Here is a 22538-nt window from a genome sequence, read left to right on the forward strand (position 1 = left end):
ATCGGGTCTTGTTCCACCGCAACAGGATTGGATCGTCACCGTAGCCGATATCACGGGGTCGGGTGACTGCGTGATCTTTCACCGACGTCGAAATCGTCCGACAGTCCGGGCACCGGGCCGCTTCAGGATCGGCGGTCACCACATCGACCACCCGCGTCCTGCCCTGCCGCGACACCGCGGCAACCTCGAGTCCTTCCAAACCCAACAACAACGACGACGTAGCATCGACCATGCCCCTGGTACTCCTCACCGAAATCTTGAATGCTTCGCAACATCCAGATTTCCGGAGACCAGGGGCGCCTTACGTCACCGACACGCCGGTCCGCTGACCAGGCATTGCCCGCTCAACCTTGAAGAGCCCATATAGTCGCGGTTTCGCGGCACGCCATCAAGCGAACCGCGCCTTCAACGCCGCGCGATCCACCTTGCCGGGTCCGCGCAACGGCAATTCCGACACCTCGACGACCTCCCGGGGTGCCGCGAATTTCTCCAACCGCTCGGCAACCAAAGTACGAATCCGCTTGTCGTCCAACCGCTCTCCAGCAGCGACGACCACAAATGCCACCACCTTCTCGCCCAACCGTTCGTCGGGGACCCCGACCACCGCGCATTCGGCGACGGCCGGGTCGTCGGCGATCACCGCTTCCACCACCTGCGGTACGACGGTGAGTCCGCCGGTGGAGATGGCGTCGTCGGCGCGGCCGACGATCCGCAGCAGCCCGTCGACCACGACCCCCAGATCGTCGGTGCGGAACCATCCGGGCGACGCGAACGCGGGATGGTCGGGCAGATTCCGATACCCGTGCGCGACCATCGGCCCCGACAGCTCGACGCGCCCGACCCCATCCGATCCGGCGTCGACGATGCGCACCTCGACCCCGGGCAACGGCACACCGTCGTAGACGCATCCGCCCGCAGTCTCGCTCATCCCATACGTCCGCACAATGCGCAGTCCCGCATCTAACGCCCTGCGCTGCAACGGCTCCGGGGTGGCAGCACCGCCGACGAGAATCGCATCCAACTCGCGCGACGCGGCGACAGCGGCGGGGGAGGAGAGCACCTTGATCAACTGCGTCGGCACCAACGACGTGTACCGCCGCGGCCCGTCAAGAGACGCAAGAGCCTCAACATAGGCGGAAACGTCAAACCCGCCACCCACATCCAACACAACCGGCGTGTACCCATTCGCCAAGGCGCGCAACAACACTTGCAGTCCGGCGATGTGATGCGGCGGCAGTGCGAGCAACCAATTCCCGGGACCACCGAGGTGAGCAGCCGTGGCCGCGGCAGAGGCTCGCAGCGTCGTCGAAGTGTGTTGTGCCCCTTTTGGAGTGCCCGTCGACCCCGACGTCGAGATCACCAGGGACAGCTCGTCGGGGATCGGCTCCCCGACGCCCAGCGCGGACCCAAGACGTTCAGCAGCAACTGGATCGTCGGGAACCGGCAGATACGCCCGACCACCGTCGAGCATCGCCGACAACTCCGCACGCGAGTCGAGCACCAAAGGCCCCGACGGCAGGGTCAGGGCTTGCAGAACGTGGGTCGCACTCACCTCAGTCGTCGTGATCCGGACCGGGCTCGGGGTCGTCGGAATGCCCGTTGGACAGCGGTTCGTCGTCGAAGGGCCACCCGGCTTCTTCGAGGTGCCGGCGAACGCGGGCGATGTCGTCCTCGTGCGGCAGTTCGTGGGTGACCTCGGTGATCTTCACCCCGGCGTCGATCTTGGAGATGGGTTCCGGCGGTGGGGGAGACTCGCGGATCAGGTCGGACGAGACGGTCTCGACCTCGTCCTCACTCAGCTGGCGACGCAGAATCGCGACCAAGGGGATGTAGTCGCCCTGGGGGACGCCGTCGGGGTAGCCGGCGCGCAACCACTCCACGATGCGTTTGAGCAATTGTGGTCGATCCACGATCCATCCCCCCAATCGGTGAGTTCACCCTCGTGATGAGGGCAGGGCGGCATTGGCGCCATTGTATTGCCTCCCCGGGGCAAGACAGTTGCTCGCGCTGCGCACGAGCGTTGGTCAAAGACTATCGACCTGCAGGAACTGCCGACAACGGCCAGCCTGCGGCGGCCAGACGACCCGCGACCTGATTGATCTCGTCGGCGGTGGGCTCGTCGTTGGTGACCTTCTCGATCGCGCCGGCGATCTGTTCTTCGGTGACCGGCTGGTCGACGCCGTACTCGCGCGCCAGGGTCAGCGCGACCGTCGTGACGTCCTCTTCATCGAGCACACGCACCAGCAGCGCCAGCAACGGCGGGAACTCGGTGGGCGGAATGCCTTCGGGATAGCCGGTGCGGATCCAGTTGATCGCGGATTCGAACAGTGAAGGGCTGTCGGCCACGTTCAGGTGCCTTTCGTCGAAACGGTTGACTACTTGTAGAACTGGCTCGGGAAGATCTGGATGTCGAAGTAGTAGTAGATCGTCTGACGCGTGATCCACAGCAGGGCGATGATGATGACCGCCGCGACCAGCGCGAAGATCGCGTAGCCGACCGCACGGAGCGCCGGATTGCCGTGCGAGACAGTGCCATCCGCGCTGGCGTCGGCCGTTCCCGCCGCTTGTATGCGCAGGCCGATGGCGAACAGAGCAGGCAGGCCGGCACCGAAGATCAGTCCGACGACGAGCACCTTGACAATTGATTCGACGATGTCCATCTGAGCAGAAGTCCTTTCGTGTCCGTCGGAGAGATCAGGCGACCGTGGTCGGGCCGGTGGTCTTCAGCTCGGAGGTGTCGGCCGGGATGATCGAGTCGCTGGACTCGTCCCAATCGGCGTTGACGTTGTGGGAGTCGATCTTGTTCTGCTGTGCGCGCCAGTACATGTAGCCCGACGCGGCGATGAGGATCACGAAGATGGTGATCGCGCCCGCGACGTCGCCCATCAGGTGAGCGATGTAGTAGCAGCCCGCGCCGACAAGCCCGGCGGCCGGGAGCGTGGTGACCCAGGCGACCGCCATACGTGCTGCGACCGCCCAGCGAACCTGGGCGCCCTTCTTGCCGACGCCCGAACCCAGGATCGAACCGGTGGCGACCTGCGTCGTCGACAGCGCCATGCCGGCAGCGCTCGAGGTGAGGATGATCGCGGCCGACGACGCTTCCGCCGCCATGCCCTGCGGGGAGGAGATCTCGACCAGGCCCTTGCCCAGGGTGCGGATGATGCGCCAGCCGCCGAGGTAGGTGCCGATCGCGATCGCGGCAGCACAGCTGAAGACCACCCAGAACGGCAGACCGTGGCTCACCGATTCGCTGGTGAGGTGTCCGGTCACGATGAGCGCCATCGCGATGACACCCATGGTCTTCTGCGCGTCACCGGTTCCGTGTGCGAGGGAGACCAGCGACGCCGACGCGATCTGGCCGTACCGGAAGCCGGCTTCCTTGCGACCTTCGGCGACCTTCTTGGTGATGGCGAAGACCAGCCAGGTGCCGCAGGCGGCGACGAGGCAGGCGATCACCGGGGCGAAGAGGGCCGGGATGACGATCTTGGAAAGCACGCCGTGCCAGTTGATGCCGGACAGGCCGATCGCCGCGATGCCCGACCCGATCAGTCCACCGAACAACGCGTGCGACGACGAGGAGGGCAGGCCGAACAGCCACGTGAAGAGGTTCCACAGGATGCCGCCGATGAGGCCCGCGAAGATGATCAGCAGGGCGGTGATCGGCGACAGCCCGCCGGTGATGTCGCCCGACTTGGACTGGATGTTGAGCACATCCTTGGTGATCGTGGCCGCGACCTCGACGGAGAGGAACGCTCCGACGAGGTTGAGGATCGCCGAGATACCGACGGCGACCTTGGGTTTGAGGGCGCCGGTGGCGATCGAGGTCGCCATCGCGTTGCCGGTGTCGTGGAATCCGTTGGTGAAGTCAAATCCCAGTGCCGTGATCACGAGCAGCACCAGGATCAGCATCTCTCCGCTCATGGGCATAATCATGCGATGCCGAGGCCGGTTCCGCATAAATTTCGGAGGACCGAAATCCCTATTGTGACCTGCAGGTTTGCCTCACCTGTGTGACTGTTCACCAGTTGTTCATCTTGCCGACAGCGAGCGTCCATCTGAAGCGTGAGCGAACGGTCGCTCGGCCGGGTCTCGGCAAGGCGTGTTTGCTGTGGAAGAATCCGTCGGCATGACATCGATGAAGCTGGGCATGCCGATCAACTACGCCGGGGATTTCCGCGAGACCATCAACAATCTCGCCGATTTCGAGGCCGCGGGCGTGGAGCGGATCGCGGTCCCGGAGGCCTACAGCTTCGACGCCGTCAGTCAGCTCGGCTACATCGCCGCGAAGACCGAGAAGATGGAACTGCAGACCGCCATCCTTCCGATGTTCTCGCGCACACCCACCAACCTCGCCATGACGGCGGCCGGTCTCGACTACATCAGTGGTGGCCGCGCGGTGCTGGGTATCGGCGCGTCGGGCCCGCAGGTCATCGAGGGCTTCCACGGCGTCAAGTACGACTACCCCGTCGGCCGCGCCCGCGAGCACGCCGAGATCTGCCGTCAGGTGTGGCGCCGCGACAAGGTGAACTTCCAGGGCAAGCACTACACCCTGCCGCTCGACGAGGAGCACGGCGGATCGGGGCTGGGCAAGTCGTTGAAGATCATCAATCACCCTGTTCGCGAACGCATCCCCATGTTGCTCGCCGCGATCGGCCCGAAGAACACCGAGCTGGCCGCCGAGCTGTTCGAGGAGTTCCAGCCGATCCTGTTCCACCCCGAGCGCATCGGCGAGGCCTTCGGTGAGGGACTGGCCGCCGGCAAGGCCAAGCGCGACCCGTCGCTCGGCGAGCTCGGCATCGTCGTCCAGTCGACCGCCCGCATCTCCGACGACGAGGAGCAGCTGCACAATGCTCGCGAACTCGTCCGCCACCACGCCGCCCTCTACATCGGCGGTATGGGTGCGCGCGGCAAGAACTTCTACAACACCCTCGCCCAGCGCTACGGCTACCCCGACGAGGCCAAGATCATCCAGGACCTCTACCTCGACGGTAAGAAGCTCGAAGCCGCCGCCGCCGTCCCCGACGACCTCATCGACTCGATGTCGCTCATCGGCACCCGCGACCACGTCGCCGAGCGCGTCGCCGCCTTCAAGGAAGCCGGCGTCACCTGCATCCTCGTCTCCTCGACCGCCCCGACCCACAAGGAACGCGTCGCCGAGACCGAGATCCTTCGCGACATATTCGGCGGCTGATTAGACGCTGGTCGAGCCGACTCCGAGCCGCCCACCCGCTCCCTGAGGTGCGAGCCTGCGAGCCTCGAAGGGCTGGCGACCCGACCATGTCCGCAACCACACGCACCCTCGCTGGTCGAGCCGATCCCGAGCCGCCCACCCGCTGCCTGAGGTGCGAGGAGCGCAAGCGACGAGCCTCGAAGGGCTGGCGACCCGACCATGTCCGCAACCCACGACGCCAACACACAAGCGATACTGACCCAATGTCTCCACCCGTCCTGCACCATCCCGACCTGTTGCACGCGATCCTGCTGCTCAATCTGCTGATCGTCACCGGCGCTTGGTGTCTGGCACGTCCGAGTTACCCGGCCGCGGCGATCCTCACCGCACTGGGTGTTGCATGGCTGTTCTGGAACGGCCCGCTCGAGGGCAGGATTCTGTACAGCATCAACCTCCAGCATGGTCTGACCGAGTCAGACCTGTTGTCCGCCATCGCCGTTGTGATCGCAGGCGTGACGGTGTGGCGGAAGCGAGCCGACCCGACACACCGCTGATCGATCTCGATACCCCCGCCACGCGAGCGACCCGCTGATCAAACCCACCCCACGCTGATCGAGCCGGTACCGAGCGGAGCGAGGCACCGTGTCGAGATCACCAAGTGAGATCCGCTACCCGAGCCCGAGATGCTCTTCCAACATCCCGACGAACCGTGTCTCGATCACCGATTCCGCGTTGATGGTTTGTCGGAGTTGCAGTCGGGCGAGTTCATCACGCGTGCGGGCGTTTTCGAGCAGCTCGAAGTTCCCGACGATGCTGTCGGTTCCGGTGTTCTCCTCACCGCATTCCTCGTCCGGCGGCGGCCCATGGATTTCTGCACGCACCTGGTTGAGGTGTGCGGTGAATCCGGCGGCGATGTCGGGGAACCGGTTGACACGTGCCGGGTTGGGTGGAGCACCCGGGTGGGCATTCAGGCGCCACGCACACCGTCCGGCGTCGGGTCCGTCTTCGACGATCCAGGTGGTGAACTGGCCCGGTTTCGGGCCGACCTTGCGGTTGTGTGGTGGGCAGGCCGGATAGAGTTCGGTGATGTCGGTGTTGCCGCCCAACGCGAAATCCAGTTTGGCGTGGTGCATTTCGACGTGGGTGGCGGGCTGATCACAGTCCGGTGCCGAACACCGTTCCCCGCCGATGCGAGCAAACGACGCCAACCGTTGGGCCATGGACGCCAACCGTTTACCCCGCCCGAGAAACAGCGGTTCGGGCGTTGCGCCATCAAAGATCGCCAGCCACGGCTGCACCTGTCCGGCCATGCCGATCAGTTCAGAGATCGGGATGAGCCCGCCGGTTGCGGTGGTCGCCACCCCGGACCCCCGGACCAGGTCCGCCAGGTTGGCTTTGATGATCAGCTGGATCGGCAACCCACGATGGGTTTTGCCGAGCAACCCGTCTTCCAGCACCGCTTTCAACAACGCGTTGAGCGCGTCGTGGTTGCACTGGGCCACCGACCGGCCGTCGCGTAGGGCGGCCGCGGCCACCACGTTGGGATCGGCGTCCTCGTACGACCCCGACGGCGACTCGGGATCGTTGGGATTGTTCATCCCGGGCTGCGCCCAGGCCGCCAGCATCGTCGCAAACCGGCTCGCCAGAACAGGATCCAGGGTGCCGGTGAGTTTCGACGTGCCATCAGCGCGTTGCTTGTTCATCCACAGATTGCGGCGCCGCGCCCGGTCGGCGTCGTCGGACAGGGTGCCGTCGGGGTCGAGATGACCGAGGAGGCGTTGCCCGGCGGTGGCGATGTCGTTGGGGGTGTGTTCCTTCGCGACGTCGACCATCTGCCGTTCCGCCGCAACCTGCACGTCGTGCGGGGTGGTGTGCGGAATCTGGTCAAGGGTGTCGAGCACGGCGCGGATGTGTCCGTGTCCGATGCTGCCCTCGGCGAAGGCTTCGGCCACCGCGGGGAAGCGGGGTTCACGTTCGTCGCCGGTCGGCTGCCGGAAGGTGGCAGTGACGGCCATCTGGGCGCGGCGCCGGCCCGGATCGGACACCCGCAGGCGGGCGTTGTAGAAGTTGGTGGGGCTGCGATATCCCATGCGGTGCGGCAGATCTCGATCCGACACCTCGACCAGCTGCCGGTCCCCGGCATAGGTCATCCGGGCGATCGCCTGTTCGTGCGCGGCGGCAACCTCGACCAATTCGTCGTCGGTGCAGGCGGTCAGATCGGCCTCGACCAACTCGTCGAGCAGGGCATGGACCTGGGCCACCAACTCCGCTGCGCGGGACGTGCCGCCGCCAATAGTTGTGGTCATCCGATGCTCACCCCGATCCCCGCCTATCGAATGTAAGTTCGAAGGTACACGTTCGCACAGATGTTCGCAAGGCTCAGGCGAAACTTGTGGAACAGACTGCGCTCGCCGAAGCTGGCCGCGCTGCGAGGTGCGAAGGGTCCGCTACCTCGGCTTGAGCGTTACGACGTACGGGCGCTCGATGGCATAGAGGTGGATCGCATCACCACTCCTCGCAATCGCATACCCGCCGTCGACCTGCATACCTGCGGGCGGACCCTCGTATCGGCCGGATTCGCGCGGCCCATCGGGTCCGTCGGACACGATCCGCGTATCGCCTTCGCCCATCGTGACCAGTGCGACGCGGTCGCGCGCCTCGAGACCCGGCAGGAAGTGCGCATACACGGCGTCGCCGAATCCGGCCGCCTCCGCGAGTTCGAGGGCACCTGGGTCGTGGGGTGGCAACGGTTGTGGATTGAGATCCACGTCGCCGGCTCCGACCTTCTCGAACATCTCGTCGGCTTCGGGCCGGAAAGCCTCAGAGATCAACTCGCCATCGATGATTCGCCCGACGTAGGCCACGCCCCGTTCGTCGCGAACAGCCGCGGCCTCGGCGGGTCCGACTTCGGCCAGCCACGTGAATTCGACCGTCCGCACGCGGATCTCACTGCTGAACGATTCGCCGGATCGACGTTCGACGACGACCTCGTGCATCCTGTCGGCCAACGCCGTCAGGGCGGGAACCAGCGCAGCGCCGCTACTGTCGGCGCCGACCTGAATGTGCAGGCCCTGTCCGCGCACGCTGACCACCTCACCTGGATTGAGATCGACGATCGTCAGCAGGTGAGTGTTGAGGCCGAGGGGTGCGTGGAACCACCCGATCCAATTGGGGTCCTCGAAGGGCGGTGGTTTGAAGTCGTCGATGGTAAGTGCCTCGCCCAGAGCGAGTTTGAGCCACACACCGGAGAGTCGGAGGCAGTCGTCGAACCAGTTGACCTGAACATCGAGGCCCTCGCCGTCGGGCTTGTTCTGGATGATGGGTGTGCCGAGATCAAAGAAGCGCACGCCGCGCGCGGTACGGACGACGATCCGCACGTCGTCACTGATCTTGCGTGCTTGTCCGACGGTGAGGTCGAATCCGACGCCGCTTGCGTCGGAGTCCATCGCCAGCCAGTCATTAGGGGAGAGAACCTCCGCGCCGCAGAGTGCCCCGGCGTCGTAGAAGTTGACGCCGGCCTGCACGCGTACCCGCGGGTTCGACGGATCGAAATGTGTGGGCGGCAAGCCACTTCCGCCGCGAGCGAGTGCGCGGCAGTGACCCCACCAGGTGGGTTTTCCGAAGTGGAAGATCGTCGGGTCGAGTGTGCCGCGATCACCTGGCGGTGCAGGGCTCACCGGCCCGCCGATCGTCATTCCCGCAGGGCTCGAGGTGATCCCCGCCCAGCGCGGTTGAGCGCCCAGGAGTGGTGGGATGGACGGTAGGGCGATGTCGTACCAGAAGTCCTGATTGTTGTGGTTGACGAAGGGGAACATTCGCCGGATCTCGCCGCGGGCATACTTGGTGACGATCGCCTCGAAGGGTGCCGCGATACCGCTGAGATCGATGTCCCAGTGCCCCGAAATCCGCAGAGTGGCAGGAGATATGAAGGCGATCCCGGCAGATATCGTGGCCGTCACACTGGCCACTTCGATGAGGTCCAGTGCGCGGAGATTGATGGAAGCCGTTGCAACGATTGTCGGCGTGGGACCTTCGCCATGCCACCGAACGCTCACCGGTATCGGGAAGTCAGGCGGGATTTGGCGTTTGAGGAGTCCGACGACGTCGTCGGCGTCGAGGAAGACACCCCACGCCTGGCTGGGGGCGAGGTGATTGACGATCGGACCCGAGGCGCCGAACCGAAGTGCCAGCACGCCTTCCCCGCGGCCGAGGTCGGGCTGAGCAGGGGCGTACGCACCGAGCGCGCTGATGATCGGGGAGCAGTCAAACAGAACCGTGCCGTTGAGCGGCGCGAGGGCGGAGTCGACGCGCTGCTTGATCCGATCTCGGACAGCGGGTGGGAGGCCAGTCGCGGCGGGTGTCGAACTGGCCTTGACGATGGTCAGCGCCTGGCCGGCGATGCCGAGCTGGACAATGATCTCGACCTGGGTCGCGGCAGCGGTTGCTCCGGTGGGCGTGGAATTCGGATGTGCAAACAGATCGGCCTGTGTGACAACGAAAATGGCGATCTCGAGTCGCGCGTCCACTCCGCCGGATGCATTATTGGCGAAGGTGACCGATCCGGGAACGGTGTCGAGGTGGTCGACCGTGATCGCCGCGGTGTTCGTCGGCACGCACATCGTATAGAGCTGCGCCTGCACCCACTCGATGGTCGCCTGTGCGAGTGCAGTCTCGCGGACTTGGAGTTCGAGTGTCATCCGGGCCGCCTTCAGCCAAGTTGCGCAGGGTTCTTCGCCGCCACCCAGTATCCCGCGCTGACACGGGTGGTCGCGTCCCCTGTTCGAGGGACTGTTCACCTAAGGGGCGCGCACTTGACGACTATGTGCCTACGATTTGGGCGACGGCATGATCGGTGGGTTGGGGGACTGTGCGATGGCCGAGTACGACGAGACGCGTCTGGCGTCCGACATTGAGGACGGTCTGCGCGAGATCGGCAGCTTCGACATGACGTGTCCCGAGGAGTACGTCGACTGGGTTCGCTCGATCGGCCGGCGAGTCGGCCGCGAGTTGGGCTGGAAGATCCAGACCGTTCGATCGGCCGTCGCCGTCAACGGCAAGGTGCGCGTCGTGATCGTCGTCAAAGAATCGAACCCGTTGCACCAGCAACTGATTCGCATTCGCGAACAGAAGGCGATGCGTCGGGCCATGGAACGGCTCGCCGACGACTGAGTGTTGTCACCTTCGCACCAGGTCGTTCGAGTAGTCGACTACCCGTTACAGCCCGACGCGGCGATGCGATGGTGAAAGCATCGTCGGCGACTGGAGTACCCATGCGCGAGAACTTGATATTCAGTTCGGGTGCAGGATTAGAGCCCCCTCGGTGGGAGCCGCGCCCGGCGGGAGTTGTTCGTGCACTCGAGTCGCTGCAAGAACGCGAGCGCTCGACGTGGGACGTGGCGCCTCGCGACGACCTGAACAGACTCCGGCAGCAGCTCGTCATGGATCGTGTGAGTGCTGCGCGCGATGTCGGCATTCCACTTGTGACGCAGCAATCGAGCCCAGAGGGCGAGATTCGTACACAGGTCGACGAGCTTCTGCACCACTATCACCTCGACGACGCCACGCAGTGGTCGAGGTATGAACCTCCGGGAATCGCATGGGGTCTGGCGAATGTGTGTGGTCGAATCGAGGAGACCATCGCGGGGTCGCGGCCTGAATCGTCCTGGACGCTTGGCTCATTGCCGGTCGTCGGGACACTCGCGACCGCCCAGCCCGGCGTCCAGGTGCAGGTGGCACCCGACGATGAAGTTCCGCCGATCGACCATCCCGTGATCGCAATCGAGAACGGCGCGTTCACTCTTGCGTCGCAGCTTGCCCAGGTTGGAGTGCTGTGTTTGGTCGCGGACGACCCCATGCGGGCATTCGGCGCATCGAACTCAGCGGCGGCACAGATTGTCTGCGACATCGCTGCTTTGCAGGCCATCGGGAACACGTCACTCGACGGGTCCGCGCGTGCCGTCTCGGCCGCGCACCACGACGTCACGCTGATTGACGCGATCCGCGACGCAATCCTCACCTTCATCCTGAGCCACGAATATGGTCATCTGCTCCATGGTGACCTCGAGTCGCATCGCATCGGCTCTGACGGCTCAGAGGATCCAGCAGCGGAGTACGACGCCGACGCGATTGGTGCACAGATCACCCGACGCGTCATGGGCGGGAGCACGAAGCTTCCGATGGCCGCTGTGTTGGGGCCGGTGCTGTTTTTCGCGGGCGTCGACATCAGACGTCGCGTGAACGAACTCTTCGAACCATCGGTGGTCGGTGCTGATCCGCCAGCGGAAGACCGTAAGAACAGAATCATCGAGTCGTTCAGATCCGACGAGCAACTGCTCTCCTATGCAGACCAGGCCGATTCCGTCTATCAACAGGTGATGGCCTTGTGGGATCGGGTCGAACCCGTAGTTCGAAGCAAACATGAACAGCTGCAACGTTTCCGGACCATGTACGACGACGAGAACAGCGACAGATTCGTGTTGCGGATCTTTGCCATGCGCGAACTGTGGGCGTGCTACACGCAGGCGCCGGTCTGAACGCGTCGGATCAGGATCTTGCGCCGTGCACAGCGTTCCATCGACGTAACTACCTGCTGGCTGAGTCTTGGGCTCGAGGTAACCGCCTGCTGGTTGAGTAGCGGCGCGCGAGCCTGCGCCCTTCGATAGGATCGCAAGCTCGCTACTCAGGAACCGCCCTGGCGCGTATCGAAACCCACGCGAGTCAAGAATGTCGGCGACCACGGGGGTTCCGTTGCTGCGGTACACGAGACGCTATTCGAGAGAGCCGTGAATCACTCGAAACATGTCGCAGCGGAGCCTCTTCCAGTAGATGGCCGCTCGGAATGACGCCGAACAACTGGTGTGGCCGTTGCACCCATCACGCGCCGATCGGTGATGGTCACCGTCGTCTTGAGGTGCGTGAGGATCATGTGCGGCGTGAATTGCGTTCGAAATCGGACTGTTTCGCCCATGAGGAGCGGGGTTCGGATGGGTGCTGTCGTTATCTGTGCCTTTCGGGTGGGCCTCACGAGATGTAGACGGTGGTTCCTTCGGGTGAGGAGGTGTCGCTGATGTACTTGCCGAAGCAGTGGTCGCGGTCGAAGCCTTGCTGCACGCACCAGGCGGCGGCCGCGGCGCCCGACGCGAAGGTCTGCTCGGTCACCGTGATCCACCAGTTGCTCACCGTGAACACGGGCCATTCGTTGCTCCAGAGGAGTCGCGTTCCGCCGAATCGTGCGTTAAGGGCTGCGAACTCGTCGAGGATGTCGGTGTATTGCCACGTCTTGCCGTCGGTGAAGAGACCTGGCTGTTTGGCGCTGAGCTGGGCGTGCCAGCGGTTGTTTCCGCGTGCGAGGATTTCCGGCCTATCGTGCGTGACCTGAGCCCGAAGGCTCTGCCCTGCTGCCTGTTCAGGGTCCGCACCTGCCGGCACGTAGGTGGCATCGGGTTTCAAGCTGACAGCGGCGTACTCGGTGGATGACTGAACCTGGGTGACGCCGGCTGTGCCGACAGCGTCGACCGTCGTCGTGAGGGCCGACGATTCGATGGTGTCGGGCAACGAGTAGAAGCTGCTGGGCGGGAAGGTGAACGTGATCGACCGCCGCTGGCCGTCCGACGGCGGAATTCCGATCGGGTTGGCCGACAGATCGAAGCTGCCCGAGGCCACCAGCCCTGTCGGCGAATTGACGACGATCCGGGTTGCCGAGTTCGACAACACATCCCCGGTGCTGCACGGACTCGACGCCGATGTCGTGACCGCCAGGCCGGCATCGGTGAGCGCTGTCGACACGACGGTGAGGTTTGGGGGAGTGCTGCAGGTTGTGTAGACGTCCGGTGTCGACGGTTGGCCCGCGGCGTTCTGGTCGGATTGGTCGTCGCCGGCAGAACCACGACTGAACAGCAGCCATGCGACGACGGCGACCGCGACCACCAGCACCACGGCCACGGTGCTCAGGGCGATCAGTGCCCGCGACCGAGGCATGGGCGGAGGCGTAGGTTGCGGCCAACCCATCGGTGGCGGCGAGTAGGGGGCTGGCTGGACGTAGGGGTATGGCGCAGTCGGCGGCATTGTGGGCGGCGGGCGTCCGACCGACTTGGTCCGCTGGTCTTCAACGAAGGGCGCGACGGTGGTCTCCTTCGTGAGAGACACCGTGGACTTGTCATTGGCGATGACAGTCGGCGCGTCGACGACCGTGGTCACTTCGTCTTCGGTGGGAAGGTCATCAGTCGGCAGCGGAACGGGCGACGTCTGCTCGAGGTGTTCACTCGGTTGAATGACGGTCGACGCTGAGGCGTTCGACGCTGGGCTCCAGCCCATCCAGTCCAGTGTCAGGCGCGACGATCCTGACGAATCACGCTGGGCTCCATTATCGTCCGCAACAGTACCCATGGCCGTTCCTCGGTGCGCGCATGGCGGATCCTGGTTGATCGATGTGACAGACAGGTGCCAGGGAGTATGGCAGGCGTGTCGCCTTCACAAGCGAGTTCCGGTACTGATCGATTGTTTGAATGACAGTCAGGTGAAGATCAGCCGCCCGATCTCGACACCTGATTTCTTGATCTGTGGAAGCTCGGATTTCGACCCACGCGCGGCCAGCACGCCGGTTCCGGTGCTGTGGAAGAAGACGCCGTTCGAGTGGGCAGTCACGAAAAGTGCGATGGCAATCGCGAGCAGTACCAGGCCGAAGAGAACTGCAAGCACGCCCAGCATCGCGCTGCTCGAGAAGCAGAAGAACGCGAATGCCAGACACATAAGCCCGTACGAGATTTGGCGCGTGGATGTCGAACTGCCACTAGCGATTTGCGATACGTGGCGAAGTGGAATCTCCTCCTGCAGATAGCCACTGGGAATGACGCCGAACAACTGATTTGGGTGATGGACGACCACGCGGCGGTCGGTGATCGTCACCGTGGTCTTCAAATGGCTGAAGATCACGTGCGGGGTGAACTGTGTCTGATAGCGAACGGTTTCGCCTGCGACGAGGACAGGTTGGGTGGGTGTGGTCATCGGCCGACCTTTCTCAGGTGGGGGAGTGCAACAGGATCAATGCGGGTTCGGTGACGCGTATGCGGGTGATCCCGGTGGCATCAGAAGTATTGCAATTCCCGGCTTCTCGGGTGTTACCGAACCTCAAAGTTGGACCGTTCGGACCACCTCGAAGAGCAGCGAGGGTCGCTGTTTATTAGTGAAACTAACAATAGCCGCCCGATTTCGGAGTGAAAGCTGGCGGCTCCGCTCGATTGGGCACCGAGTCGGCCGCGAGTTGGGCTGGAAGATCCAAACCGTCCGATCGGCCGTCGCTGTCAACGGCGGGGTTCGCGTCGTGATCGCCTGTCAATGAGCGGAACCCGCTGCACGAACAGCATGATGGCAATGGCGAGTGTCCCCAGGCCGAAGAGAATTGCGAGCGGGCCCAGCACTGCACTGCTCGGAAACAGAAGAATGCGAACACCATGAGGCCATTGAAGATGTGACGCGTGGATGTCGCATTGCCGCCGGCGAGCTGCGAGACGTGGAGCAGTGGATTCTTCTCCCGTAGATGGCCGCTGGAAATGACCCCGAACAATTGGTTCGGATGGGTGGCAGGTGCGGTGATTGGCTGGCCCTTCTCGCGGTCGGGTGCACAGGAGGAAGAGGTCGCCATGTCGGTGGCGCGGGCGCGTGGACTTCCCTGGGGACATGCGGAGGATTTCACTCCACAGGTTCTGTGTGTGTCGGGAAACGCAAAGTTGACCCGTTCGGACCACAACAGTGTGGGAAGTGGGTTGTGGCTGTGAATCCCGAGACGTATCGCTACCGGTCGCAGCCGAGAAGAGCTGCTTTTGCGAGACCGCCGTATTGGTAGGAGTAGGTGTAGGCCGTGAGCCATAAGGGCTGCGCGTAGCTGCGCGGCACGCTCCGCATGATGACGTTCCCGTCGAAGCACTGTCCGAAGATGTAGCGGGCACGGACAAGGTGGAAGCGCCAGCTGACGACGATGACGGACTTCCAGTGCCGCGCTCTTGCGATCTGCTGGACAAACATCGCCTCGCCCCGCGTCGTCGACGGATTCGGAACGAAACAGATCACCTCGATCCGCGGAGTGCCGGCATTGCAGACCTTCGGCATTATTTGTTGGTCGACAGACCCATACGGGCGATACGGATCAGACACCAGAACGGTACTGGCGTACCCCTCGCGGGCGAGATCAAGTCCGTACTCCTCACGTCCGTCGTGCTCACCGCCGAGGACGAGGATGGCGTCTGCTCTGCGCAGCGTGTCCTGATGCTCGCGACCGAAGAGTTGGTAGCCGATGCAGCTCAGCGCTGTGACGAGGGCAACAAGGAACACGGCTGTACACCGCCTCGTAACCTTCCAATTGACCATCAAGCCAACTCGTCACCTTCCGAATTCTGGACCTATCCATTCCCTCGTCCAGATGAATCTATATTGATCATATGTTTCCGTGTGGTTTCACCTCGCCACTATGATTGTTGTCAAGCAAAGCATATGCGATATCGAATCGCCGAAAACTACTGTGGCAGAAGGTATTATCCCAGATAGACGGGTCTACGGGCAATCGTTTAAGAAGTGGTGGCACCAGGCGGCGCATTTTTGTGACCGGCGGCACATCGGTCGCTGATCTCGGTCGTTCGTGCTACTAATTTTGCAATCGAAAACGACGTCGTAGTCGGTGTATTCAAGGGCAGCCCCCCGGGGTTTGCTCGAGGCCGTCAAGTAGTTGGGGAACGAGATGACCGTGGAGTCTGGCTTGAACGTGGCTGAGCGCGTTGGTCCCCGCCGGCCGGCAAGCGCTGGTGCGCGAGTCTTCAAGCGGCGTCAGCAGGCATGGCTGCTCGCGTACGCGCACGGGCTTTGGGTGACCGACACGGTGGTCGTGATCGCCGTCGTATTCATCGGACAGACAGTGCGTTTCGGTGGCGATCTCTTCTCGCAGGTCGGCAGACTGGGCATACCCGCGATCATCGCTTCCGTGTTGATGTGCGTGGCCTGGGTTATGGCCCTCCGCGTCATGCAGGCGACGGATACGCGAGTCATCGGGAACGGTCCGACGGAGTACAGCCGTGTCCTACGGGCGTGCTTCGGGGTATTCGGACTGATCGCCATAGTCGATCTACTGTTCAACCTCTCGATCGCGCGCGGCTACCTCGCAATCGTGTTGCCGTTGGGAACCGCCAGCTTGCTGATTTCCAGATGGTTGTGGCGCAAGAGGATCAGCCTGGGACGAGAGCGCGGTGAGTACCTGCGTCGGGTTCTCGTCGTGGGTGCCGTGCCGTCGGCCAGACCGCTGATCACCCGGTTGGCAAAGAATCCAGAGCTCGGGTACGAGGTGGTCGGTCTCTGCGTGCCGGTGCTCCATGCGCATGATCCGAAACAGATCAGCATTGGCGGTCGGGACATTCCGATCGTGAGCGACATCTCTGACGCTCGTGACGCGGTCGCTCGATCCAAGGCAACTGCGGTTGCGGTGACTTCCTCGGACGTTCTGGGCCACTCGGCGATGCGGGAACTGTCTTGGGATCTCGAGGGCATGGACGTCGAGATGCTGGTGGCCCCCGGTCTCCTCGACGTGGCCGGTCCCCGGATAACGATGAGGCCGCAGGCGGGGTTGCCGCTGCTGCACATCGAAAAGCCGCGATATCTCGGCGCTACTCGACTTCTGAAGCTCGCATTCGACAAGACGGTCAGTCTCGCGGTGTTGTTCCTGCTCTTTCCGGTACTGGTCGCGACCGCGATAGCCATCAAGCTCGACAGTTCCGGCCCGGTCTTCTATCGAGGCGAACGAATCGGGCTGCACAACAAGCCATTCGCGATGTGGAAGTTCCGTTCGATGGTTCAGGATGCTGACTCGTTGCGCGGGGCACTCGCCGAGCAGAGTGACGGCAATGGCGTCCTGTTCAAGCTCCGCGATGACCCGCGAGTCACCCGGGTCGGCCGATTCATCCGCAGATATAGTCTCGATGAGCTGCCGCAGCTCTTCAACGTTGTCGGCGGCTCGATGAGCCTGGTCGGTCCGCGCCCGCCTCTGCAAGAAGAGGTTGAGACCTACGACTCCATGGTCGTGCGCAGAATGCTGGTACGCCCCGGGATCACCGGCCTGTGGCAGGTTTCGGGACGAAGCGATCTGTCCTGGGAAGAGTCGGTCCAGCTGGATCTGTCCTATGTCGAAAATTGGTCGTTGCCAGGCGATCTGATCATTCTGTGGCGCACGGTTCGTGCGGTGTTGGCCAAGGACGGCGCCTACTAGTGTCCACGCCTCGCGACGCCCATCACACTCCATCGAAAGGCACGACGATGAAGAAGGCACTGATCACCGGGATCACCGGCCAAGACGGTTCGTACCTGGCGGAACTCCTGCTGTCCAAGGGATACGAGGTGCACGGCCTCATCCGGCGTGCATCGAGCTTCAATACGTCCCGGATCGAGCACCTCTATCAAGACCCGCACGATCCGGGCGCGCGTCTGTTTCTCCACTACGGAGACCTCAGCGACGGAGCTCGGCTGGTCACGCTGCTGTCGACGATCGAACCCGATGAGGTCTACAACCTCGCAGCTCAGTCGCATGTCCGGGTCAGCTTCGACGAACCCGAGCACACGGGCGACACGACGGGAATCGGCTCGATCCGTCTCCTCGAAGCCGTGCGGCTGTCGAAGGTGAACTGCCGCTTCTACCAGGCGTCGAGCTCTGAGATGTTCGGCGCCTCGCCGCCCCCGCAGGACGAAGACACCCTCTTCTACCCGCGGTCCCCGTACGGTGCGGCCAAGGTCTACTCGTACTGGGTGACGCGCAACTATCGCGAGGCCTACGGCATTTTCGCGGTCAACGGAATCCTTTTCAACCACGAATCACCCCGCCGCGGAGAAACCTTCGTGACCAGGAAGATCACGCGAGCGGTTGCGCGCATCAAGGCCGGCATCGAGCAGCACATCTACATGGGCAACCTCGACGCGGTACGTGACTGGGGATATGCGCCCGAGTACGTCGAGGGCATGTGGCGCATGCTGCAGGCCGACGCGCCTACCGATTATGTTCTGGCGACGGGTGTTCCGTGCACCGTCCGTGAGTTCTTAGAGGTCGCCTTCGACCACGCGGGCCTCGACTGGGAAGCACATGTGCGATTCGACGAGAGGTATCTGCGTCCCACCGAGGTCGACTCGCTGATCGGAGACTCCTCGCGGGCACAGTCGCTACTCGACTGGACGCCGTCCGTCGAGGCCTCGGAACTGGCCCGAATCATGGTCGACGCGGACGTTGCCGCGCTCGAATGTGCGGGCAAGCCCTGGATCGACACTCCGGCGCTGCCCGCGTGGAGCTGACGATGGAGATCGATTTCACTCCTGCGCCGCTGGATCGCACGTCGCGGGTGTACATCGCCGGTCATCGCGGACTGGTGGGCTCGGCACTGTGGCGGCACTTGGAATCCCGTGGCTTTACTCACCTCATCGGCCGAACCAGCGAAGAACTCGACCTGCGCGATCGGGATAGTGTCTTTGCATTCTTTCGAGAGTTCGCACCGGACGTGGTGATCCTGGCAGCAGCCAAGGTCGGCGGGATCATGGCCAACAGCACGTATCCGGTGGACTTCCTCTCGGACAACGTCCGAATCCAGACGAACGTCCTCGACGCAGCGCTCGAGCAGCGTGTCGGTCGATTGCTGTTCCTCGGGTCATCGTGCATCTATCCGAAGTTCGCGCCCCAACCGATACCTGAAAGCGCCTTGCTCACAGGGCCATTAGAGCCGACAAACGATGCATATGCGATAGCCAAGATCGCCGGCATCCTGCACGTTCAAGCCGTTCGTCGTCAGTATGGGCTGCCATGGATATCGGCGATGCCAACAAATCTGTACGGACCAAACGACAACTTCTCGGCGACCGGCAGCCACGTGTTGCCTGCGCTCATCCGCCGGTACGACGAGGCGGCAGCATCCGGAACTCCCTACGTTGTGAATTGGGGAAGTGGTACGCCACGTCGCGAGTTTCTCCACGTAGATGATCTGTCCGGAGCATGTCTCCATTTGCTGGAAACCTATGACGGTGCAAGCCATGTCAATGTCGGAACGGGACAGGATATTCCGATCAGAGAGCTCGCGTCGATGGTTGCGTCTGCCGTCGGATACAACGGCGAGTCACGGTGGGACACGGACAAGCCCGACGGCACTCCACGCAAGTGTCTCGACGTGTCGTTGCTTGCACACACCGGATGGGCCCCGCAGATCAGCCTGTCCGCAGGCATACAAGATTCCGTCGACTGGTTTCGGAAGAGTCGTGCAGACGTCAGACTGTAATCCTCCTCCGCGCAGACGATTTGCAGGGCGACACCGATTCGGTGGCCTGATGCTGGCTGTCGCTGCAGCGTGTGCAGCCTGTGTCGGCTTCCCGCTCCCGAAGGCAAGCGAGGATGTCGATACCACGTGGCCGCCGCCGCCTTTGGTAGTCGACCTTCCGCACCTTGACGAGGGGGCGATGAAGGCGCGCGGTGAGATCTCGGACTCGTCGGGCATCGACGGCTTGACTCAATCAGTGGCGGGCGAGGCGGCGGTGGCGCGTCGCCTCGTCTATCGGTCCGTGTCCGGACTGGATGGAACATCGACGTTGGTGTCGGGTTCGTTCTTCGTGCCCAAAGGTGTCGCTCCAACGGGTGGATGGCCGATAGTTGCTGTGGGCCACGGTACTACGGGGCTCGCCAATGACTGCGGTCCGTCGAGACACGGAGATCTCCTCGGATTCGCCTCGGCGGTAGCGAGTTTGTTGCGGGGGGGATATGCGGTTGCGATGGCCGACTATCAAGGGCTTGGGTACCCGGGAACGCACCCTTACCTGGAGCCCAGGACAGCAGCATTCAACGTGATTGACTCCGTCCGAGCGTTGAGGCGGATTTCCTCGTCGGTGTCCGACCGTTGGTTGGGAATGGGCAATTCGCAAGGTGGGCAAGCTGTATGGGCGGCAAACGAACTCGCGCCGATATACGGTACCGGCCTGCTGCTCGTCGGGACATTGGCCCTCGCCCCCGCGGCAGAAATCAGCATGATCGCGGAAGCTTCTTACCGTGGCATGCTGACGAGCGGTCAGGTGGGTCTGTTTCCGCTGATCATCGAGGGTGTGGCCCGCACGGACCCATCCTTCGATGTCGACTCCTATTTGCGTGGAAGCGTGCGCGACACGCTCGATGTGCTCGTTGGATGTGGAGGCATCAAGCGAAAGATCGCGCAGGCCGCAACCACTCCGGACGAGGTCGGGGCGCGATCGCAAGCTGACGCGATTGCATTGCGCGACCACTTGCGGCGAAACGCGCTCCCCCAGGCAGCCCTCTCTGCTCCGATGCTCGTCATGAATGGCGCTGCGGACGAAGACATTGCCCCTGTCTGGGTTGCGGCGGCGGTGTCGCGGTCGTGCTCGAAGGGCGGTCTGATAGTCCACCGACTACTACAGGGCAAGGGTCATACCGAAGTAGTGCCTGATGCTCAAGCGATGGGGTGGGTAGCAGATCGATTCGCCATGAAGTCAGCACCATCAACATGTCCGGTGTAGGAGCGCTGCACCGTCGGCAGCATCAGAGGAGTGAACAGAGCGTGCTAGAAACCAACCAGTTCGACCTGTCGAAGTTTCGAGGGGTCGGCTACGACAAAGGGCGACCAAGGCTCGTGCAGGCACTTTGGTTGATCTGTTCGGGTCTCGTCGTGTCCCGTTGGTGGTGTCCGAACTGCCTCAGGCTATGGCTATTGGGTCTCTTTGGCGCACGCATCGGTCACAACGTGTTGATCCGGCACGGAGTCAAGATCCACTGGCCGTGGAAGCTCAGCGTTGGCGACAACAGCTGGATCGGCGAAGGGGTGTGGATCCTGAATCTGGAGCCGGTGACCATCGGATCGAATGTCTGTATCTCGCAGGGTGTATTCCTTTGTACCGGCAGCCACGACCGGCGAAGTCCCAGCTTCGAGTTCGACAATGCGCCGATCGTCGTCGACGACAGATGTTGGATTGCCGCCCAGTCATCGATTCTTCGAGGTTCCCATATCGGCGCTGGATCGACCGTGGGTGCAAAGGCGCTTGTTGCCAGCGATGTATCTCCGGGAAGTACTGTTCTCGCGCCATTGGCCAGGGAAAGGTGGTGAGCGCCGAGTGCGTGTCTTGATAGTTGGTATCAACTACAGCCCCGAGCCGACCGGGATTGCACCCTATACGACTGGTATCGCGCAGGGCCTCGCCGGACACGGCCACGAGGTCGACGTCGTGACCGGGGTGCCGCACTACCCGGAATGGAGAGTCGGTGACGAATACGTCGGCAGGCGTCGAATCCCTTCGGTTGAGCAGGACGGAGTACGTATCCAGCGCTACATCCACCCGGTGCCATCCGAACCTACGCTGAAGGGCCGAGCGTTGATGGAACTCGTGTTCGGGTTTCGCTCGGTCATGCGGCGCTGGCGAAGGCCGAACGTCGTGATCTGCGTGAGCCCGGCACTCCTCGGATCTGCGATCGCAGTTCTTCGCGCCAGGGTCTCCGGTATCCCCGTCGGCATCGTGATCCAGGATGTGTACCACAAGGGTGTTGTCGAGACCGGAGCGGTTTCACAACGCTCGGGACGCGTTGCCAGCCTCGTCGAAGGCCTGATCATCCGCGGTTGCACGTCGGTTGTCGTGGTGCACGAGCGCTTTGCGGCCAGCCTGGTGACTCTAGGGGTCGATGCCTCGCGAATTCGCGTGATTCGGAACTGGACACACATCGATGCCCCATCGACCGTCGACAAGAGCAGCGTGCGGCGTCGATTCGGCTGGGACGACGACGAACTCCTTGTGGTCCACACGGGAAACATGGGGGTGAAGCAGGGACTGGAGAATGTCGTTGAGGCGGCGCGCCTGGCCGATGAAGGCCCCGGTGCGGATCGGGTCCGATTCGTGCTGGTCGGCGACGGTAACAGAAGGCGCGCCCTGGAGGCCTCGGCTGAGGATGTCAAGTCCGTGGAATTCCTGGATCTGCTGCCCGACTCCGACTTTCGGGATGTACTGGGTGCCGCGGACATCCTGTTGATGAACGAGAAGCCCGGTGTTGGCGAGATGGCCGCACCCAGCAAGCTGACTTCATATTTCGCCAGCGGTCGGCCGGTGATCGCTGCAACGGACAGAGAAGGTGTTGCGGCACAGGAGGTGTATGCCTCCGGCGCGGGAGAGGTGATTGATCCAGGCAAACCCGAGGCCCTTCTCGCCACAGTTCTGTCGCTGGGAAGTGACCACGTGCGTGGCGAGCAGATGGGGCGGTCGGGTGTCGAATATGCGCGCTCGGTGTTGAGTTTCGAAGCGGCGGTCGCGCGATACGAGGGATGGTGTGTGTCGATGGTGGAGGGGTCGTGAGCAGGCTCAGGGCGACCGGGAG

The 22538-nt window shown here is 63.1% G+C and carries 19 protein-coding genes and 1 pseudogene; 9 read left to right on the forward strand and 11 right to left on the reverse strand.

Annotated elements, in window-relative coordinates; genetic code table 11:
• The 6 genes and pseudogenes from ACWDTF_RS07805 to ACWDTF_RS07830 all read right to left on the reverse strand — a co-directional run.
• Nucleotides 1-232, reverse strand: a pseudogene (locus ACWDTF_RS07805) (ISL3 family transposase); the annotation flags it as partial.
• A gap of 156 nt (nucleotides 233-388) precedes the next feature.
• Nucleotides 389-1471 (reverse strand): o-succinylbenzoate--CoA ligase, encoded by a 1083-nt coding sequence (gene menE / locus ACWDTF_RS07810; RefSeq protein WP_240859710.1) that lies wholly within the window; start codon nucleotides 1469-1471, stop codon nucleotides 389-391.
• An 82-nt stretch (nucleotides 1472-1553) separates the two neighbouring features.
• Nucleotides 1554-1910 (reverse strand): DUF3349 domain-containing protein, encoded by a 357-nt coding sequence (locus ACWDTF_RS07815; protein WP_240859658.1) that lies wholly within the window; start codon nucleotides 1908-1910, stop codon nucleotides 1554-1556.
• Between the two features lie 121 nt (nucleotides 1911-2031).
• Nucleotides 2032-2346 carry a DUF3349 domain-containing protein gene (locus ACWDTF_RS07820; RefSeq protein ID WP_240859660.1) on the reverse strand — a complete coding sequence of 105 codons (315 nt, stop codon included), beginning with the start codon at nucleotides 2344-2346 and terminating at the stop codon, nucleotides 2032-2034.
• 29 nt (nucleotides 2347-2375) lie between these two features.
• On the reverse strand, nucleotides 2376-2660 hold the full coding sequence (locus ACWDTF_RS07825; protein WP_240859662.1) for a hypothetical protein: 285 nt from the start codon (nucleotides 2658-2660) through the stop codon (nucleotides 2376-2378).
• A 34-nt stretch (nucleotides 2661-2694) separates the two neighbouring features.
• Nucleotides 2695-3921, reverse strand: a complete 1227-nt coding sequence (locus tag ACWDTF_RS07830) for an anion permease (protein WP_449754217.1) — start codon at nucleotides 3919-3921, stop codon at nucleotides 2695-2697.
• Nucleotides 3922-4126: 205 nt separating this feature from the next.
• On the opposite strand from ACWDTF_RS07830, the gene ACWDTF_RS07835 reads away from it, so the two are divergent.
• Nucleotides 4127-5191 (forward strand): LLM class F420-dependent oxidoreductase, encoded by a 1065-nt coding sequence (locus ACWDTF_RS07835; RefSeq protein WP_240859670.1) that lies wholly within the window; start codon nucleotides 4127-4129, stop codon nucleotides 5189-5191.
• Between the two features lie 242 nt (nucleotides 5192-5433).
• A complete protein-coding gene (locus tag ACWDTF_RS07840) occupies nucleotides 5434-5724 on the forward strand; it encodes a hypothetical protein (RefSeq protein ID WP_449754218.1) in 291 nt (96 codons plus the stop codon).
• 114 nt (nucleotides 5725-5838) lie between these two features.
• Here the strand turns inward: ACWDTF_RS07840 and ACWDTF_RS07845 are convergent, their stop codons facing one another.
• Nucleotides 5839-7476 carry a DUF222 domain-containing protein gene (locus tag ACWDTF_RS07845; protein WP_449754219.1) on the reverse strand — a complete coding sequence of 546 codons (1638 nt, stop codon included), beginning with the start codon at nucleotides 7474-7476 and terminating at the stop codon, nucleotides 5839-5841.
• Between the two features lie 141 nt (nucleotides 7477-7617).
• Complete coding sequence (locus ACWDTF_RS07850) at nucleotides 7618-9867, reverse strand: hypothetical protein (RefSeq protein WP_449754220.1); 2250 nt, start codon at nucleotides 9865-9867, stop codon at nucleotides 7618-7620.
• Nucleotides 9868-10042: 175 nt separating this feature from the next.
• Between ACWDTF_RS07850 and ACWDTF_RS07855 the strand changes: the two genes are divergently transcribed.
• Nucleotides 10043-10339, forward strand: coding sequence for a hypothetical protein (locus ACWDTF_RS07855; protein WP_449754221.1), 297 nt, complete (start codon nucleotides 10043-10045; stop codon nucleotides 10337-10339).
• Nucleotides 10340-10608: 269 nt separating this feature from the next.
• Nucleotides 10609-11703 carry a hypothetical protein gene (locus ACWDTF_RS07860; RefSeq protein ID WP_449754222.1) on the forward strand — a complete coding sequence of 365 codons (1095 nt, stop codon included), beginning with the start codon at nucleotides 10609-10611 and terminating at the stop codon, nucleotides 11701-11703.
• Between the two features lie 487 nt (nucleotides 11704-12190).
• On the opposite strand, the gene ACWDTF_RS07865 is transcribed toward ACWDTF_RS07860, so the two are convergent.
• The 3 genes from ACWDTF_RS07865 to ACWDTF_RS07875 form a co-directional block, all read right to left on the reverse strand.
• Nucleotides 12191-13147: a hypothetical protein gene (locus ACWDTF_RS07865; protein WP_449754223.1), complete on the reverse strand. Its 957-nt coding sequence runs from the start codon at nucleotides 13145-13147 to the stop codon at nucleotides 12191-12193.
• Nucleotides 13148-13681: 534 nt separating this feature from the next.
• A complete protein-coding gene (locus tag ACWDTF_RS07870) occupies nucleotides 13682-14173 on the reverse strand; it encodes a hypothetical protein (protein ID WP_449754224.1) in 492 nt (163 codons plus the stop codon).
• A 786-nt stretch (nucleotides 14174-14959) separates the two neighbouring features.
• Nucleotides 14960-15532, reverse strand: a complete 573-nt coding sequence (locus ACWDTF_RS07875; RefSeq protein ID WP_449754225.1) for a YdcF family protein — start codon at nucleotides 15530-15532, stop codon at nucleotides 14960-14962.
• Nucleotides 15533-15899: 367 nt separating this feature from the next.
• On the opposite strand from ACWDTF_RS07875, the gene ACWDTF_RS07880 reads away from it, so the two are divergent.
• The 5 genes from ACWDTF_RS07880 to ACWDTF_RS07900 all read left to right on the forward strand — a co-directional run bounded on the left by ACWDTF_RS07880 (nucleotide 15900) and on the right by ACWDTF_RS07900 (nucleotide 22516).
• Nucleotides 15900-17414 (forward strand): sugar transferase, encoded by a 1515-nt coding sequence (locus ACWDTF_RS07880; protein WP_449754226.1) that lies wholly within the window; start codon nucleotides 15900-15902, stop codon nucleotides 17412-17414.
• A 47-nt stretch (nucleotides 17415-17461) separates the two neighbouring features.
• Entirely contained in the window at nucleotides 17462-18484 is a 1023-nt protein-coding gene (gene gmd, locus ACWDTF_RS07885; RefSeq protein ID WP_449754227.1) for a GDP-mannose 4,6-dehydratase, read from the forward strand.
• Between the two features lie 2 nt (nucleotides 18485-18486).
• Nucleotides 18487-19455 (forward strand): GDP-L-fucose synthase family protein, encoded by a 969-nt coding sequence (locus tag ACWDTF_RS07890; RefSeq protein WP_449754228.1) that lies wholly within the window; start codon nucleotides 18487-18489, stop codon nucleotides 19453-19455.
• A gap of 49 nt (nucleotides 19456-19504) precedes the next feature.
• Nucleotides 19505-20698, forward strand: coding sequence for a lipase family protein (locus ACWDTF_RS07895; RefSeq protein WP_449754229.1), 1194 nt, complete (start codon nucleotides 19505-19507; stop codon nucleotides 20696-20698).
• Between the two features lie 417 nt (nucleotides 20699-21115).
• Nucleotides 21116-22516, forward strand: coding sequence for a glycosyltransferase family 4 protein (locus ACWDTF_RS07900; protein WP_449754230.1), 1401 nt, complete (start codon nucleotides 21116-21118; stop codon nucleotides 22514-22516).
• Nucleotides 22517-22538 lie beyond the last annotated feature (22 nt).

The organism is Gordonia sp. NPDC003422, from assembly GCF_053588675.1.

Bases quoted from the DNA above. Each gene is read 5' to 3' on its own strand.
- ACWDTF_RS07825 (WP_240859662.1), bottom strand. From the start codon at position 2,660: ATGGACATCGTCGAATCAATTGTCAAGGTGCTCGTCGTCGGACTGATC.
- ACWDTF_RS07860 (WP_449754222.1), top strand. From the start codon at position 10,609: ATGGATCGTGTGAGTGCTGCGCGCGATGTCGGCATTCCACTTGTGACG.
- ACWDTF_RS07890 (WP_449754228.1), top strand. From the start codon at position 18,487: ATGGAGATCGATTTCACTCCTGCGCCGCTGGATCGCACGTCGCGGGTG.
- ACWDTF_RS07850 (WP_449754220.1), bottom strand. From the start codon at position 9,867: ATGACACTCGAACTCCAAGTCCGCGAGACTGCACTCGCACAGGCGACC.
- ACWDTF_RS07835 (WP_240859670.1), top strand. From the start codon at position 4,127: ATGACATCGATGAAGCTGGGCATGCCGATCAACTACGCCGGGGATTTC.
- ACWDTF_RS07840 (WP_449754218.1), top strand. From the start codon at position 5,434: ATGTCTCCACCCGTCCTGCACCATCCCGACCTGTTGCACGCGATCCTG.
- ACWDTF_RS07895 (WP_449754229.1), top strand. From the start codon at position 19,505: ATGCTGGCTGTCGCTGCAGCGTGTGCAGCCTGTGTCGGCTTCCCGCTC.
- ACWDTF_RS07870 (WP_449754224.1), bottom strand. From the start codon at position 14,173: ATGACCACACCCACCCAACCTGTCCTCGTCGCAGGCGAAACCGTTCGC.
- ACWDTF_RS07845 (WP_449754219.1), bottom strand. From the start codon at position 7,476: ATGACCACAACTATTGGCGGCGGCACGTCCCGCGCAGCGGAGTTGGTG.
- gmd (WP_449754227.1), top strand. From the start codon at position 17,462: ATGAAGAAGGCACTGATCACCGGGATCACCGGCCAAGACGGTTCGTAC.
- ACWDTF_RS07830 (WP_449754217.1), bottom strand. From the start codon at position 3,921: ATGAGCGGAGAGATGCTGATCCTGGTGCTGCTCGTGATCACGGCACTG.
- menE (WP_240859710.1), bottom strand. From the start codon at position 1,471: ATGCTCGACGGTGGTCGGGCGTATCTGCCGGTTCCCGACGATCCAGTT.
- ACWDTF_RS07865 (WP_449754223.1), bottom strand. From the start codon at position 13,147: ATGCCTCGGTCGCGGGCACTGATCGCCCTGAGCACCGTGGCCGTGGTG.
- ACWDTF_RS07855 (WP_449754221.1), top strand. From the start codon at position 10,043: ATGGCCGAGTACGACGAGACGCGTCTGGCGTCCGACATTGAGGACGGT.
- ACWDTF_RS07875 (WP_449754225.1), bottom strand. From the start codon at position 15,532: ATGGTCAATTGGAAGGTTACGAGGCGGTGTACAGCCGTGTTCCTTGTT.
- ACWDTF_RS07880 (WP_449754226.1), top strand. From the start codon at position 15,900: ATGACCGTGGAGTCTGGCTTGAACGTGGCTGAGCGCGTTGGTCCCCGC.
- ACWDTF_RS07900 (WP_449754230.1), top strand. From the start codon at position 21,116: ATGCGCCGATCGTCGTCGACGACAGATGTTGGATTGCCGCCCAGTCAT.